This window comes from Roseomonas sp. WA12 (assembly GCF_054165765.1).
In genome coordinates this window covers 3,403,310-3,417,587 of record NZ_CM135108.1, presented here as the reverse complement: position 1 = coordinate 3,417,587, position 14,278 = coordinate 3,403,310, and the positions used below count along the sequence as shown (strand labels likewise).

The following is a 14,278-nucleotide window of genomic DNA, read 5'->3' as shown; positions in this document are numbered from 1 at the left end:
GACCGTAACGGTGGCGCCATGACGACCCCCACACGCCTGAACGCCTCGCTGGAAGGCGTTGCCTCGGCGGGCCGCGCCCTGACCCTGCTCTCGGCCTTCCGCAAGGGCGACGACGCGGTGACCCTGGCCGAGCTGACTGGCCGGACCGGGCTGGTGAAGACCACCGTCATGCGGCTGGCGATCTCGCTGGAGGAGCACGGCTACCTTACCCGCTTGCCTGACGGCGCTTACCGCCTCGGCGTGGAAGTGTTCCGGCTCGGCTCCGTCTACCAGCAGTCCTTCCGGGTGGAGGCGTATGTCATGCCCGCACTCGAGCGGCTGGTGGCAGAGACAAGCGAGAGCGCCTCTTTCTACGTGCGCAGCGGGGAGCAGCGGCTCTGCTTGTACCGCGTCGACTCGCCGCACCGGCTGCGACTGCATGTCCGTCAGGGTGACATGCTTCCGATGGACAACTCCGCCATCGCCCAGGTGCTGCGGATCTTCGGGGCGAATCCTCTGCAGCCCCAGGCCTTTGCGACCGAGATTCCGCTCTATACGGGCGGCGAGAGGGATCCCCATGTGGCGGGCATGGCAACCCCCGTCTTCGGGCCGGGGGAGGGCTTTGCGGGCGCGCTCTGCCTCACCGGGCCGGTGACCCGGCTTACGCGGGTGTCGGCAGAACGGGCAAGCCCGTTGCTGCTCAGCACAGCAGCAGATCTGACGCGCTCGCTTGGCGGTCTATCTCCACTCCGGTAGCGCTGAAATTCGTCAAAGCGGACGGGCCTGATAGCTACCTAAGTCCCCGGCACGGAGAGTGCCGCGGGGTTGAACCCGAACATTGCGGCCTGCCCGCTCCAGAGGTGCAGTAGCCGAGGCTACATTTCGGGTCCGGGAGCTACAGAGGGCTTCGACTGCTTCTCATGCGTCGCACGAGTATCTTATCGGGTCTCCGTATCAGCTGAGGAGGCTCGGGCTGGTTGAGCCTCGCTACGGAAGTGAGTGCACTCGCAAAAATTTTACCTCGTTAATAAAACTGTCTCATTCTTGGTCGTCGCTAGCTTGAGAGAAATGGTCTCTACTCGAAATGATCTCTCCCAGGGCATTTGTCTTGGATCAACCGACGGGAAGCTTGAACATGTCGGACGTGGTCACAGCGCCAGTATCTGCCGGGCAGGATCGACTGCCCGGGACAATCGACATCCATGTGGGATCCCGGGTTCGGCTGCGACGGATGCTGCTCGGCATGAGCCAGGAAAAGCTGGGAGCTGCCCTCAACCTCACCTTTCAGCAGATCCAGAAGTATGAGCGCGGTGTAAACCGGATTGGTGCAAGTCGCCTGTTCGATCTGGCACGCATCTTGGACGTACCGATCGGGTTCTTCTTCGACGATATACCACCGAGCCTACAAGGCAGGCCGGTTGTTAACGGCTTCCAAAATGCTGGTTATGACGAGCCATATAACGGAGTTGACGACGGCGTTTTGCACAAGCGCGAGACACTAGAACTTGTCCGAGCGTACCATCAGATCAGCGAGCCTGAAATTCGGAAGCGTGTTCTGGACCTGATCAGGAGCCTCGCTTCGGCCGAGTAAGAGGTAACTGTCGCGATTATCCTGCCTCGTCCATCAATGATGAACTGTTGCTGAATCGCAGGTGGCATAAGGCTTTCGCTCGAAGCGCAAGCGGTTGGCTTAACGGCCGCCTGCGTGTCGCTGCTCCGGTGTCACCTACTAAGCATTTATTGGCCCTAGCAATTGGCCGATTTTGAAATAACCTCTAACCGCGACACTTTCGGTCGCCACAAACGCCGGTGTGGCATAAATAGTTTGTTGAAGAATCGCACGATCACTCACGGCGTCGCTGCGTGCGCCTGGGCTCGGATAAAATTCGTGGCTATGGATGCCTCAACGGTCCTGATCCGCGCCGATTGAAACTATCTCGCCCCCGCGAGGCGAAGACCCGCCTCATAAATCTCGCGATCCTCGACGCGGTTGAATGGATAGGACTCGACAAAGCTCTGGACCTTGAACTCCGATTCATGTTTCAAAAGCCTGTCCAGAAGCGGCTTTGCTTCGCGGCGCATGCCGAGATGTCCCAAGGCCGCGAGAACATGTTTATAACCGTTGACGAAGCCCGGGCTTGCTCGGACGGACCGCCGGCCGATAATCACGGCCTCCTCGTACTGCCCCGCGAGCAAATGCGCCGCTGTGAATGTGTGGCGAAGAATACGGTCGTGAGGGTGAAACGGCGCTAGCGTCCGGTAGTGCTCCATGCGCCGCATCGCCTCTCGCAGATCGCCGGAATAGACATGAGTTGCACCGGACATTGCCCAAGCGAAAGCCTGATGGGGGTTCAACTCGAGCGACTGCGCGAAGTAATGTTTTGCACTGTCGAAATCTTTGTGCAGGAAGGAGTTTACGTGGCCATAGATGGCCAAGCCCTCGGCGTTCTCGGGGTCGAGGCTCATTGCAAGTGTCGCGAGGCGCTCCGCCTCCTCTAATGCGCCCCGGGGATCCGTCGCCCAGCCCTGGCCTATCTGAAACACGTGCCAATGGGCGGCCCAGGCAGCGGCCATGGCACTTTCCGGGAACTGGGTGACTGCCTCCGCCAGAAGTTGGCCAGCCTCCATAAAGCGCGAGGCCTCCATGCTGAAGAGGCGCGGAATCGCACGCAAAACGGTGGCGCCGGTCCCGGTGGCGTGCCGCGAGATCGGGCGTGTTCCTTCCGTATGCAGGATTACGGGCTCTAGGCGCGCAACGAGGCCGTGCAGCACGTCGTCTTGCACTTCTCCCGCGGCTTCGGGACGGAGCGGGGCGCGAACGCTCCAAACCGGGCGGGCAAGTTCTGCAGCATCGACCAGCGATACGAGAAGGTGCCGGTCCAGCTCTGGTCCGCGGAGCGATACGTTCACGATGTAGTCGAGATTCAATCCGCGGAGCATTTCCGCATCCGGCTGTTGGGCGTACCAAGGCCCGAGACCTATAGGCGAGATGACATCGAAATGATGATACCGCGCAAGTTCCAGGGCGACGTCCCCGACATAAGCTGTCGTAAGTGCGTCCGGTTCTTCCCCGCGTTGGAGTTGGGCCGGAAGCACTCCAACCCGTAAGGGCTGGTCGCCGATTGGTGCGGGAACAGTCGGGTGGGGCAGAGAAAGAGCGGGTGGGGTAGAAGTGAGCGTGGGCGTAGCCGGCCGCTGGATACGGATACGCTCTGCTAATTCCCTTGTCTTGGAAGATGGGGAGACATCCAGCGTCCTGCGCAGCGCATCGCAGCAGCGCTCATAGGTCTGCAGCGCGAGAGCACGTTCGCCTGCAGCTACATGCAGCCCGATAAGCCGGCGCCAGCCAGCCTCGTCGGAAGCGTCGGACTCTATCGCACGCCGGGCAAGTTCTATGGCCTCGGCCTGTTTGGCGGGGTCATTCGAAAGACGGTCCGCCTCTTGGCCGAGCAAATCCCGCAGACGGACGCGGACTGCATCGCGCTGTCCCGCCAGCCACTCGCCGAAGCCCTCCCCGATGTCCTCCAGCCCGTCCATGAGCGGTGCTACCGGCCAATCGGACGGCACTTGGCCGTCCAGCAGCGCTAATGCGTCAACCTCGCAGAACCTGGCATCAGCCCGGATACTTTCCCGATCCACGACCAGGATGGGGGAGGGCGCTCCCTGTAAAGCGCGGGCAACCTCGGCCAAGGCTTGACGAAGGCTTGCCCGCGCCTCGATCTCGCCCGACCTTTCCCAGAGCAGCGTCGCCAGACGCAGGCGGCTGACCGGCCGTCCGCGAGATAGAAGGAGGTAGCCGAGCAACGCGCGTCCTTTGCGCGTGCGCGGGGAAAGGTCGCAGCCTGCTGCGTCCCAGGCGCGTACCGGCCCGAGGAGGGTGATACGGGCCCAAGCTTGGGTCTCAATCGAGGGCTGCTGTAACCTCATGTCGGAACTGGTCCGAGCCTGTGCGGACGGAAAGGGCGTTGGTACACGGCGAGATCGTACCTGAAAGCCGCACGCAGGCGAAGCGCCCGCCAATGCCTGGATGGGCCCGCGTTAGGCATAACTCACGCCAGGCTGCGCAGCTCCCAACTGTCGCAACAGAGCGTCCGCGACCATCCGACCCGGTAAGAAGGGCAGGCGGTCCCCCGATGCACGGGGTCGCTTCCAGGCCGGCTCCAGGAGAGGCGCCGGCCGCGCGGTCTGGCCTCCTGTCGGGCGAGAGATGTCGCCTGCCAAAGCTTCAACAAGGCCGAGAGGCGTGAAACGGTCCCCCGATGCGAGAACGAGTTCACTCAACGCCCAGCTCTCTCCGGCCGGCACGGTGACTTCCAAACGGTCAATCCACCCATCCCCGCCGTCCCTCGACACCTGCAGCACCTCCCCGGTCATGTCCACTCCGTCGAGAAACAGAAGACCTTCCTGAGGCAGCCGCAGTCGGAGACGGGGCGGGGTGCCGTTTGTAAAGCCGCTGTCAAAGCCGCCCCGCGCGGAGCCGTTTATGTGCACTGCGCCGCGCACCGTGTTCCAGGCGTTCAGCGGGTTGTAGGAGCCAGCCGCGAAAACAAGTTCGTAGTCCTCGCCGTTTCGTGCGTAGACGTCGGCGCGCCAAAATAGATCGTTCACTGGGATATCGTGACGGCCCAAGATGCCGCGATAAAGCTCCACCACCTCCTCCGGCACTGTCTCGGCCAGTGTTACCCACTCCTCCAGTGACTCGCAGGTGATTCCGACACTGACGAGGCGGCCCTCCGCCCGACGGCAATGCCACTCACACCCGGTAAACTGTTGCCGCCGATGTACAGGCACCCGGATATAGGTGGCGCCACGCCGCTGGTACAAGCAGCCCAGGACAAGCGTCTCTGCGGCAAGGTGCGCGACCGCCCGGTCTGACAGGGCTGCTGGGGGAGAGAAGGGCGAAACGCCAGCTGCGGAGAGACGCGTGTTCTGGAAAGGGTTCTGCACGGGGCCTTCTCCTGGTGCGGTATGGCATTAGCGCGGCGTTGCCAGAGGTGGCCGGCCGAATGCCGTCAGGTATGACAATCCATTCGACTCGCGATGGAGTTGGTGAGAGCCGGCGGACAGTTGACGAGGGAGGACGGAGGCTGGCCTCTTAGTTCTCACGCTTTGGACTGAGACGGTGCGCCAGAATGCTGCGCTGCACCTCCTCCAGTATGTCCCCGGCCAGATCGAGCTTGGCCAGCCGCGCTGTCGTGGTAAGCCGTCGTACCACCTGGTCTATCTGCTCGACGTCGTTCGGGAAGTCTCGCTCGAGAGTGCTCATTTTGCCTCGCATGCGGGTCTCCAGGGTTATGCTGCCCCAGCCCGGCCAGTGGCCAGGCGGAGGGCTAGCTTGAAAGGCCTCATCCAGGCGCAGCGTCGTTCTGGCCGGCTCGGAGTATTGCCGGTATCTGACGGAGGCCTCGTGGGCCGCCGCTCGCAGGATGTGGCCAGGGCGGCACCGAGCACCATGGCGGCGAAGGCGAGCCACTCGCCAACCGAGGAGGCCTCGCCGAGAACCGGTACTGCGAGGACGGCCGCAGTGGTGGGCACGAGGGAGAGGCAGACCGTGGCGGCGATGGGGCCAAGCAGGACAATTGCCTGGTTGAGGGCCACCATTGCGACCACGCCCACCAGTGCGCCCTGGAACACAGCCTGAAGCAGCAAATCCGCCGGCGCGACCTGCGCGACGCGTCCAAGCTCACCCATCAAGGTCAGTACCAGGACGCCGCCGACCGCGGAGAGGCCAGCCACGATTGCGGCGCCCTCGGTGGGAGTGAAGCCGGAACGCCGGAGACGCAGGAAGTAGGCGGAACCCATCAATGCCGCGAGGACGAACATCCCGTGGCCGAGCAGGGCATCGCCACCCTCCTGCAAGTCGAGACCTGCGAGGCTTGCGGCGCCGGCTGCAATCAGTGTTGCGCCCAGGAAGGCACGTGGGGCGAAACGCTCCCCACTCGCACGACGCAGACAAATGGTGATCGCCGGCATCAGCCCAAGGGTGAGTGCGGAGCCGTGTGCCGCAGGAGCCAAAGCGAGGCCGCCGGCGATGAGGGTGGCCAGCGGCGTGCCCTGGAAGAGAGTGAGGAGAGCCGCCTCCATCCAGGCCCGCCGGTCGAGACGGCGGAGCACGACGACCAGAACGGGGGAAAGAAGGAGGGCCGCCACCACGAACCGCAGCGTCGCCAGTTCAAGTGGAGTCATTGCCTGCCGGGTGACGCCGAGGCGGGTGATCACGGGGTAAATGGCAGCGATGAGCACCGCTAAGGAGGCCCAGAGTAGGCCGCGCAGCATACCAGGAGGGGCGGCGCTCAAACGCCCTCCTGCCCACGGCGCTTGCCGCGGCGACTTTCGGCGCCGTAGGCGCCGCGGACCCGGTTAGGATCCTGGTTGGGTCGGACGACGGTGCGACGAAAGGCCTCCCAGTCGGTCTCAGACAAGGAGGCAAGACCATCGGAGACCTCGAAACTGTCCACGAGGCCGAGCGTCTCCCTCCGTACCGGCTGGACCTGCATCACCGGATAACCGGCACGGAATCGGACGGGAACCTCTGTCCGGGTCAGGCGGACGTTGAAGAAGAGTGGACCAAACCAACGATCAGTCTCCACGATCCCTTCGAAGTGCTCGTAACCGAGGTCGCGGGGAACGTTGGCCGGAGGCCGGAGAAGGAGGTTCCAGCCCGGCGCCGTGCGGGCAACCAAGCCAGTCCAGATCTGCACGACGCCCGGCTCGACAAACGCGGTCAGAAAGGGGGGCGAAAAACCCCGAGCGTCGTCCGGAGCATCCTCATCGAACTGGTCGGCGAAATAGGGGAACTGCGCAACATCGAGAGGGTACCAGCCCTCTGCGTCGCCGTAGGTCCATTGGATCTCGGTGCTGCCATCCCAGACGAGTTGGAAATCCATGGGCGGGAACACGTGCCACCCGAAGGCGGCTGCGGAGCACAGCGCCTCGCAGTGGCGGTAGGCTCGGATGGGTATCGTGCCGTGGCCGTCGCGCGCGGCTCGCTGCGGCGGACGGCAGCCCGGGAAAAGATTATAGAAGTGTACTGTCTTCTCGGAAGGAAGGCGGGATTCCAAATGGGACAGAGCTGGCGCGTTGAGATCTGCTGACATGCTGCCGCGTGCTCCGGTTTCTAGTTACGACAAGCTCTTTCGTCGCACGCGATTGGGCTCCCGGCCGGGAGGCTGGTTGAGACTCCCGGCCGGAGGGCAGAGGCAATCAGATCGAGCGCTGCATTCCACCGGTGGAGACGCGGCCATTGTCGCGGACCGACTTCGGAAGGGTCCGCACAATGGCGCGCTGCATGCCGCCCGTGGACACGCGGCCGGCGTCGGCCACCGCCTTCGGCGTGGAAAGAACCACGGTCTTGGAGGCGTTTGTCTTGGTCATGGGATGTTGTCCTGCTGGCTGGATAGAGGGCCTGTGCCGACGGCCATCGGCATCAGATGGAGAATTGTGAGCACAGCATCCGTAGATCAGTGTGAACTGCGCGCAAAATTCGCGTTAAAAATGAAATGCTGCACCTCGTAGCTGCTTGCTGGGGCATGACCCGTCTGCTCCGGCATGTCGCGGAGCTGCTGGACGAGGGCAGTGAACCCAAACTGCGGCGCATCTATCGCGATCTACGGAACGGGTTTAACGAAATCCTGACGCGTGGTGTGTCCTTCGTCACATCTCGAGCTGGAGCGCCAACCCCAAACTGCATGGAAGATCGCCTGGCTCGCTGCGGGCTGTTCGGAGATGCCGATGAGGATTCTCACACCCGGCCGCACGGCCCAATTCTTCCCAGATCAGGAGGTGGGCCTCGTCAATATCAGAACCGGTATCTTGGAGGACGTGCTGACGGTCAGCGCCGTGTTGCCGTCCGGGGACGTCGCGGTTAGGGGCTGGAAAGGCTTGTTCTCTCCAAACGGTCTCGAGCTGAGACAGCCCGACGGGACTCCCGCTGCAACGCGGCATTCCACATGTGAGGTCATCTCGCTGCAAGGCCACATCCTGGCTCGTCTGCCAGCAGCGCCACCCCGTACCCGGGCAGCGAGACGGCTTTCACCACGCTGGTTGATCCGGGCTGCTACAGCGGAGGACCGTGCGTTCCTCATCGCCCGCGACAACGATTTGCAGCTGATGCGGATGATTGCTCATCGTCTCACCCGCGCCGCTCGTTCGGCAGAACCCCTACCCCGAGCCGCGCTCCTCGAAATCGCAAAGCTCGCCGATCAGCTTGTCGATCCTCGTTAACTTCCTGAAAGACTCGGGCAGTAAAATGTGAGTCCAGCAGATCGGGGGACCTGTCCTTGCGGAACTTGCCGGATGACCGGGTCTGAGGTGAGAGGCTGTCACGAAGCTCCTCCGCTCGCGATGATGTTCAAAGAGGGTTCGGGCTGCACCAAGACGCTTCCAGCGTGGGGCACCAACCTACTCCGTCGCTAAGGAGGTGGACTGTCCGCGACTTGCTCAGCAGGGAAAGTGCGCGTGTGCTGAACATCCACAGCAGAGGAGGCTGTGCGAGCGACAATCTGCTCGATTTCGCTTCTTAGGCACCTGTCTCAAAGACAGCCCGACTGCCAAGCAGCCACTGTCGTGTCGCTGACGTCCTACGGGATAGCAGATAGGCGCCCGGCCACCACAAGGCCACTGGCCGGTCGAGACGCAGGGATACAAGTGGAAAGCCGTCCCGAAGGCTAGGAGCGGACGGAGTGCAAGAGTGGCCGACCGCTCCCACTACGTCAGTCAGCCTAAGCGGTGCTGTCTGACCAAGATGAGCCCAGCAGGGCCAAGGGCAAGAAGGGCAGTGAAGGCGCGCTCTGGTAACGGCGAAGGGGCGGTGATGCTGGCATACAGGCCAATTTTCACTCCGGCGTGAGAGACAGCCATTGAAGACGAGGCGGCCAGGAGAACGCCGTCCCGGCGTTCGTCGCTCATTTGCCTGCGGGATTCCCGGGGCCAGGTATCACCCTCGGGGCGATCGTGATCAGTGCCGCTACTACCGGGTCTATCTAACGGCCAGTTTGGACCGACAACAAGAGTGATTGCGACGATCGGGACGAGGAATGGAATCAGGCTGCGATGAGGTCCCTGACACGACTGACAAGGACATCGAGGCTGAAGGGCTTGGTCATGACGTGCATCCTGTACTCCAGCTTGCCATCCCCGAAGGCGGCAGTCTCGGCATACCCTGTGATGAACAACACCCTCAGATCGGACCGTAAAACGCGGGCTGCGTCAGCGAATTGCCGCCCGTTCATCCCTCCCGGTAAGCCCACATCGGTGATCAACAAATCAATCCGGGCACTGGTTTGCAGAACCTGCAGTCCGGAGGCGCCGTCGGCGGCATCGATGACCCGGTAACCCTGGTCCTGCAAGACTTCCGTGATGAGGCTCCGCACGGTGAGCTCGTCGTCGACGACCAGCACCGTCTCACCCGCTTCCGCTCGAGGGGCGCTCTGCAACACCGGCGATTCCTCCTCCGCAGATGCCGCGCCGTCATGGCGCGGCAGGTAGAGACGGACCGTCGTTCCGTGGCCCACCTCGGAATGGATCCGCACCTGCCCGCCCGACTGCCGCACCAGTCCATAAATCATGGACAGGCCCAGCCCCGTGCCCTGGCCAATGGGCTTGGTCGTGAAGAACGGATCGAAGGCACGTGCGATCACGTCTGGCGGCATCCCCGTCCCCGTATCGGTCACGCTCAACGTGACGTACTGGCCCGGTAGGAGGTCGCGTGGCTCGGCCTGTTGCCGGTCCAGGGTGACGTTCTCCGCCCGGAGTGCGATGCGCCCGCCTTCAGGCATGGCATCCCGGGCGTTGATGCAGAGGTTCAAAAGGGCATTCTCGAGCTGGTGCGGATCCACCAGCGTGGTCCAGAGGTCCGGCACCCCGCTCATCTCCATCGCGATGCCCGGGCCGACCGTGCGGGTGATGATTTCACCCATTCCCGTCGCCAAGCGGTGAACGTCGGTCGCTCTGGGGTCGAGTGTCTGCCGCCGGGAGAAGGCCAGAAGACGATGGGTCAGGGCCGCCGCGCGGCTGGAGGCTTCCTGCGCCAAGGTGATGAACCGGTCCAGTTCACCCGTGCGGCCCTGCCGGACCCGCTTGCGCAGGAGTTCCAGGCTGCCGGCGATACTGGCCAGGAGGTTGTTGAAGTCGTGAGCGAGGCCTCCCGTGAGCTGCCCGACCGCCTCCATCTTCTGCGCCTGGCGGAGTTGGTCTTCCATCAGCTCGCGCTGCGCGACCTCCGCCAGCACGGCGTCGTGTGCCTGCCGCAACTCAGCGGTCCGCTGAGCGACGCGTTCTTCCAACGTCCCGTTGAGCTGCCGGAGGCGATCCTCGGCCGTTTTCCGCTCTGTAATATCGGACGAGACGCCGACCAGCCGCGGCCTGGCCCCGTGCCGGTCGCGCACCAGGCGGGCGCGGATCTCCGCCCAGTGAAGCCCGCCATCCGGCCAGAGCGTCCGGTACTCGATGGCATAGTCGGTGCCCTCGGCGATGCTGGCCCGCACGGCGGCCTGCATCCTGTCGCGGTCCTGCGGGTCGATCCTGGCCAGCATATCGTCGTAGGTGAAGGCTGCATCCGGTTCGATGCCGAAGACGGCCTTGCAGGTGGCCGATGCCGTCAGGACTCCAGCCTCGACGTCGAACTCCCACGAACCAAGCCGGCCGGCCTGCAGGGCAACCTGCAACCGCTCCTCGCTCTCCCGCAGCTCGTCGATCCGGGCGCGGGCCTCGAACTGCCGCTGCCTGCCCTTCAGGGCCGAGCGGGCAATGCTGACGAAGGTCGTCGGGTGGAACGGGCGCTCAAGGATGGAGACGTTGCCCAGAATGTCCTGCAGGCGTGCGGCGGCCGGATTGCGCTCCGGCCCGCCACCGCTGCGGGTGAGGACAATGAAGGGAAGGTCGGACCAGGCGGATTGGTTCGCCACCCAGGCGGCCATGCTGCCGAGGTCGGCGCCGTTCAGCGCTTCCTCGGTGACCACGACGAAGGAAGCCTCATCGCCGAGTGCCGCTTCAAGGCTTCCCAGGTCGGGGCAGGTGCGGCACTCGGCACCAGCCTCTCGCAGCAGCGCCTCCGCGATCGACGCATCGCGGCCAAGCGGCGCGAGGATCAGCGCGTGCGGCGGGTGATGTGCCGAGGGACGGCTCATCTGCTGGCGGGCGCGCCTAGCAGCGGCGCCGCTGCCCCGACAAAGGTCGGCACGCCCCTGAGCACGCCCTGGAACTGCTCCAGCGGTGCACCCAGGCTGAGGCCGCCCTGTCCGATCCGGTACTCCCGTATTGTATCCTCATGCGCCCCGGTGCGCTTCTTGATCACGGACACGGCGCGGCGCACCTTACCCAGGGCCTCGAAGTAGCGAAGCAGGATGACCGTGTCGGCCAGGTAGGTGATGTCCACCGGGGACTTCATGTCCCCCACGAGCCCGTGCTGCGCGACGGTGAGGAAGGTCGTGGCGCCCTGGCGGTTGAGGTACTGCAGCAGTTCGTGGACGTGCAGGATGAGCGCGTTCTCGTCCGGCATCGCGGCCTGATAGCCGTTGAGGCTGTCGATCACCACCGTCTTGGCCTGGGCGAACCCAACCCGGTCCCGCACGCGGTGGGCGAACTCGCCGGGCGACAGCTCGGCCGCGTCCACCTGCTCGATGTGCAGCATGCCGCTGTCGCGCATCGCCTCCAGGTCAAAGCCCATGGCGCGGGTGCGATTGAAGAGGAGCCCGAGCTCCTCGTCGAAGACGAAGATCGCGGCCTTCTCGCCGCGCTTCAAGGCGGCGGCGACGAACTGGAACGCAAAGGTGCTCTTGCCCGTCCCGGCGGGGCCCAGCACGAGGGCGCTGGAACCCTGCTCCACGCCCCCGCCCAGAAGGGCGTCGAGCCCCGCGATGTCGCTCGTCATGGCGCGCCGCTCGAAGCCGGTTCGGTGCTCCGCTGCGACCAAGCGGGGAAACACCTGCACGCCGCCATGCTTGATGCAGAAGTCGTGGAAGCCACCCCGGAAGGCCTGGCCGCGGTACTTCGAGACGCGAAGCCGTCGCCGCTCGGCCCCGTACTCCGGTGCCAGCTCCTCCAGGCGGATCACGCCGTGGACGACGCTATGCACAGTCTTGTCCAGCGTGTCCGAGGTCAGGTCGTCCAGGAGCAGCACGGTGGCGCCGAGGCGGGCGAAGTAGTGCTTCAATGCCAGGATCTGCCGCCGGTAGCGGAGCGAGCTCTGCGCCAGAAGTCGGATCTCCGAGAGACTATCCAGCACGACGCGGGTTGGCTTGACTCGCTCGAACGTCTCGAAGATCTGCTTCGTCGCCTCACCCAGTTCGAGATCAGACGAATAGAGCAGGCTTTGCTGCTGCGCGGCGTCGAGGAGGCTCTCGGGCGGCACCAGCTCAAAAACTTCGATGTTGTCCGGCAGCGTCCACCCGTGCGAACGCGCGCCCTCTCGCAGTTCCCGATCCGTCTCAGAAAGAGTGATGTAGAGGCCCTGTTCGCCCCGTCGCGCTCCATCGAGCAGGAAGCTGAGCGCGATCGTGGTCTTGCCGGTGCCGGGGTTGCCCTCCAACAGGAAGAGGTGACCTGGAGCCAGACCTCCGACCAGAATATCATCGAGCCCGGCAACGCCGGTCCGCGCTTTTTCCGGAGCGCGAATGTTATCGTGCATCGGTCGCTCCGATATAAGTCAGGACGGTTGCGGGCAGAGCGTGGCGGGGCGTATCGGCCAGCGAGTCAGCGAGCGCCCGCTGAGCCCTCGACAACTCGCAGGCCTGCTGACGGGCGAGCCAGAACACGGCGGGGACGCCACAGAAGCGTTCCAGCCGAACGGCCATTTCCGGACTGATCGCGGACTGCCCGGAGAGGATACGGTGGAGGTTCTGCCGTGTGGTCGCGAGGTCCAGGGCGGCTTTACTCACCGTCAGCCCCAGCGCGGGCAGGACCTGCTCGCGAAGCAACACGCCGGGGTGGCCTGGATCATCCAGCGGGCACGACTTAGGCACGTTTCGAATCATTGGCGAGTTGTGTAAAGCGGCAATTGACAACTGGCAATTGCGAGAAGAAGGCCGGAGTGGAACCTTTTATCTGACTTCTTGAGAGAAGGATCTAAAATCGAGTGCTGTAAGTCGTACCGTTGGAGCCTGCCAGGAGCATGTAGCCGCCGGCTAGCGAGCGGCCGGTCTGTCCGGTGCCCGGGCTTCCTCCTGCACCAGGGCGATTATCTACCATCACCGACTGGCCGAGGCATTCAGTGAGCCTGGGCGCGGGAGGACGGGAGTTCTGGCGAGGGCCAGGATATGGCGGCGGCACAGCATTGCGTGGCATCTAACCGCGGCTGGCGGCGGGATGCGCGGCCAGGAAGCGCTCCAGCGCCGCGACGAATTCCGGGCGCACCGGCGCCGTATTGTGCGAGGCACCCTCGATCGTCACCAGTTCGAGCTGCGGCATGGCGGCCTTGAGCTGCTGAAACTCGCGCAGATAGGGATCGGCGGTGCCGACGATGCCGAGAGAGGGAACGGTGACGGCGCGCATCTGCGCCTCCGTCACCACCTGGTCCGGGTTGGAGCGGCGGACGGCGGCGAGCGCTCGCGGATCCTTTCCCGCCATCTGCCGTGCGGAGCGCTCACGGATCACTTCGTCGGAAGGCGGCGGCTGGTCGCGCGGCCAGAGGCGCCGGATCTGGGAGCGCAGCATGCCCTCGTCCATCTCGTCAGACTCGATGTCCACCCTTCGCTGGTCTTCGGCGCTCCAGTTGCGCCGGCCTGAAGCGCCACCAAGCGTCATCGTGACGAAGCGCTCGGAATGCAGGGTGACGAGTTGGGCCACGATATGCGCGCCCATCGAATAGCCGACAATGTGAGCACGTCGAATTCCGAGATGGTCCATCAGCCGGATGACGTCGAGCCCCATCTCCGGACCGTAGGCGGTGCGCTCGTGCGGCTTTCCGCTCTGCCCATGCCCGCGAGCGTCGAGAGCGATGGTCCGGTAGTGCCGGGCCAGGATCGGGAAGATGCCGGATTCAACAAACTGGCCTTGGATGTCGGTTGTGTAGCCGTGAACCAGGATGACCGGTTCCCCTTGGCCCTCCTCGATGTAGTGGATGCGGACGCCAGCGGAATCGAAGAAGCGGTCCTCCGTTGCCCGCGTAGCCGACGGTGCCAGCGCGAGGCCGCCGACGACAATCAGGCCGAGGTGGCGGCGGGTGACCTTGACCATGTTGTCCTCCTTTGCTTTTGGAGGAAGCTCACGACCGCCGGCCGTTGCGGTCAAGTCGTGAGGAAGCACGAAGTGCCGAGTCGTCGCGCTGAGCTCCACTTGTGGAGAAGTCTTCATCCTGAAATTT

At 64.1% G+C, this 14,278-nt stretch carries 13 protein-coding genes; 3 read left to right on the top strand and 10 right to left on the bottom strand.

Translation table 11 applies throughout. The features are described from left to right. Positions 1 to 18 precede the first annotated feature (18 nt). Together ACVBD7_RS16355 and ACVBD7_RS16350 are read left to right on the top strand one after the other, a co-directional pair. Positions 19 to 735, top strand: coding sequence for an IclR family transcriptional regulator (locus ACVBD7_RS16355; RefSeq protein ID WP_458094295.1), 717 nt, complete (start codon positions 19 to 21; stop codon positions 733 to 735). A 379-nt stretch (positions 736 to 1,114) separates the two neighbouring features. Next, positions 1,115 to 1,570: a helix-turn-helix domain-containing protein gene (locus tag ACVBD7_RS16350; RefSeq protein ID WP_458094294.1), complete on the top strand. Its 456-nt coding sequence runs from the start codon at positions 1,115 to 1,117 to the stop codon at positions 1,568 to 1,570. 341 nt (positions 1,571 to 1,911) lie between these two features. On the opposite strand, the gene ACVBD7_RS16345 is transcribed toward ACVBD7_RS16350, so the two are convergent. From ACVBD7_RS16345 to ACVBD7_RS16325, 5 genes are all read right to left on the bottom strand, one after another. Continuing rightward, positions 1,912 to 3,783, bottom strand: coding sequence for a BTAD domain-containing putative transcriptional regulator (locus ACVBD7_RS16345; protein ID WP_458094293.1), 1,872 nt, complete (start codon positions 3,781 to 3,783; stop codon positions 1,912 to 1,914). 234 nt (positions 3,784 to 4,017) lie between these two features. Next, entirely contained in the window at positions 4,018 to 4,926 is a 909-nt protein-coding gene (locus ACVBD7_RS16340; protein WP_458094292.1) for a hypothetical protein, read from the bottom strand. Positions 4,927 to 5,271: 345 nt separating this feature from the next. Continuing rightward, complete coding sequence (locus ACVBD7_RS16335; RefSeq protein WP_458094291.1) at positions 5,272 to 6,276, bottom strand: DMT family transporter; 1,005 nt, start codon at positions 6,274 to 6,276, stop codon at positions 5,272 to 5,274. Continuing rightward, a complete protein-coding gene (locus ACVBD7_RS16330) occupies positions 6,273 to 7,076 on the bottom strand; it encodes a DUF6065 family protein (RefSeq protein ID WP_458094290.1) in 804 nt (267 codons plus the stop codon). Before ACVBD7_RS16330 ends, ACVBD7_RS16335 begins: the two co-directional genes overlap by 4 nt. Before the next feature lie 106 nt (positions 7,077 to 7,182). Then, positions 7,183 to 7,353 carry a hypothetical protein gene (locus ACVBD7_RS16325; RefSeq protein ID WP_458094289.1) on the bottom strand — a complete coding sequence of 57 codons (171 nt, stop codon included), beginning with the start codon at positions 7,351 to 7,353 and terminating at the stop codon, positions 7,183 to 7,185. Positions 7,354 to 7,710: 357 nt separating this feature from the next. Between ACVBD7_RS16325 and ACVBD7_RS16320 the strand changes: the two genes are divergently transcribed. Beyond that, positions 7,711 to 8,202, top strand: coding sequence for a hypothetical protein (locus ACVBD7_RS16320; protein WP_458094288.1), 492 nt, complete (start codon positions 7,711 to 7,713; stop codon positions 8,200 to 8,202). A gap of 818 nt (positions 8,203 to 9,020) precedes the next feature. On the opposite strand, the gene ACVBD7_RS16315 is transcribed toward ACVBD7_RS16320, so the two are convergent. The 5 genes from ACVBD7_RS16315 to ACVBD7_RS16295 all read right to left on the bottom strand — a co-directional run bounded on the left by ACVBD7_RS16315 (position 9,021) and on the right by ACVBD7_RS16295 (position 14,250). Beyond that, complete coding sequence (locus tag ACVBD7_RS16315; protein WP_458094287.1) at positions 9,021 to 11,105, bottom strand: ATP-binding protein; 2,085 nt, start codon at positions 11,103 to 11,105, stop codon at positions 9,021 to 9,023. Further along, on the bottom strand, positions 11,102 to 12,604 hold the full coding sequence (locus ACVBD7_RS16310) for an ATPase domain-containing protein (RefSeq protein ID WP_458094286.1): 1,503 nt from the start codon (positions 12,602 to 12,604) through the stop codon (positions 11,102 to 11,104). Before ACVBD7_RS16310 ends, ACVBD7_RS16315 begins: the two co-directional genes overlap by 4 nt. After that, positions 12,594 to 12,938, bottom strand: coding sequence for a HigA family addiction module antitoxin (locus ACVBD7_RS16305; protein WP_458094285.1), 345 nt, complete (start codon positions 12,936 to 12,938; stop codon positions 12,594 to 12,596). The genes ACVBD7_RS16310 and ACVBD7_RS16305 overlap by 11 nt, the downstream gene beginning before the upstream one ends. A gap of 103 nt (positions 12,939 to 13,041) precedes the next feature. Next, entirely contained in the window at positions 13,042 to 13,164 is a 123-nt protein-coding gene (locus ACVBD7_RS16300; RefSeq protein WP_458094284.1) for a hypothetical protein, read from the bottom strand. Between the two features lie 96 nt (positions 13,165 to 13,260). Beyond that, positions 13,261 to 14,250, bottom strand: a complete 990-nt coding sequence (locus ACVBD7_RS16295; protein ID WP_458094283.1) for an alpha/beta fold hydrolase — start codon at positions 14,248 to 14,250, stop codon at positions 13,261 to 13,263. Positions 14,251 to 14,278: the final 28 nt, after the last annotated feature.

Excerpts from the sequence above, each read along its gene's own strand:
- ACVBD7_RS16315 (WP_458094287.1), bottom strand. The coding sequence starts at position 11,105 with ATGAGCCGTCCCTCGGCACATCACCCGCCGCACGCGCTGATCCTCGCG.
- ACVBD7_RS16320 (WP_458094288.1), top strand. The coding sequence starts at position 7,711 with ATGAGGATTCTCACACCCGGCCGCACGGCCCAATTCTTCCCAGATCAG.
- ACVBD7_RS16310 (WP_458094286.1), bottom strand. The coding sequence starts at position 12,604 with ATGCACGATAACATTCGCGCTCCGGAAAAAGCGCGGACCGGCGTTGCC.
- ACVBD7_RS16325 (WP_458094289.1), bottom strand. The coding sequence starts at position 7,353 with ATGACCAAGACAAACGCCTCCAAGACCGTGGTTCTTTCCACGCCGAAG.
- ACVBD7_RS16330 (WP_458094290.1), bottom strand. The coding sequence starts at position 7,076 with ATGTCAGCAGATCTCAACGCGCCAGCTCTGTCCCATTTGGAATCCCGC.
- ACVBD7_RS16355 (WP_458094295.1), top strand. The coding sequence starts at position 19 with ATGACGACCCCCACACGCCTGAACGCCTCGCTGGAAGGCGTTGCCTCG.
- ACVBD7_RS16300 (WP_458094284.1), bottom strand. The coding sequence starts at position 13,164 with ATGGTAGATAATCGCCCTGGTGCAGGAGGAAGCCCGGGCACCGGACAG.
- ACVBD7_RS16350 (WP_458094294.1), top strand. The coding sequence starts at position 1,115 with ATGTCGGACGTGGTCACAGCGCCAGTATCTGCCGGGCAGGATCGACTG.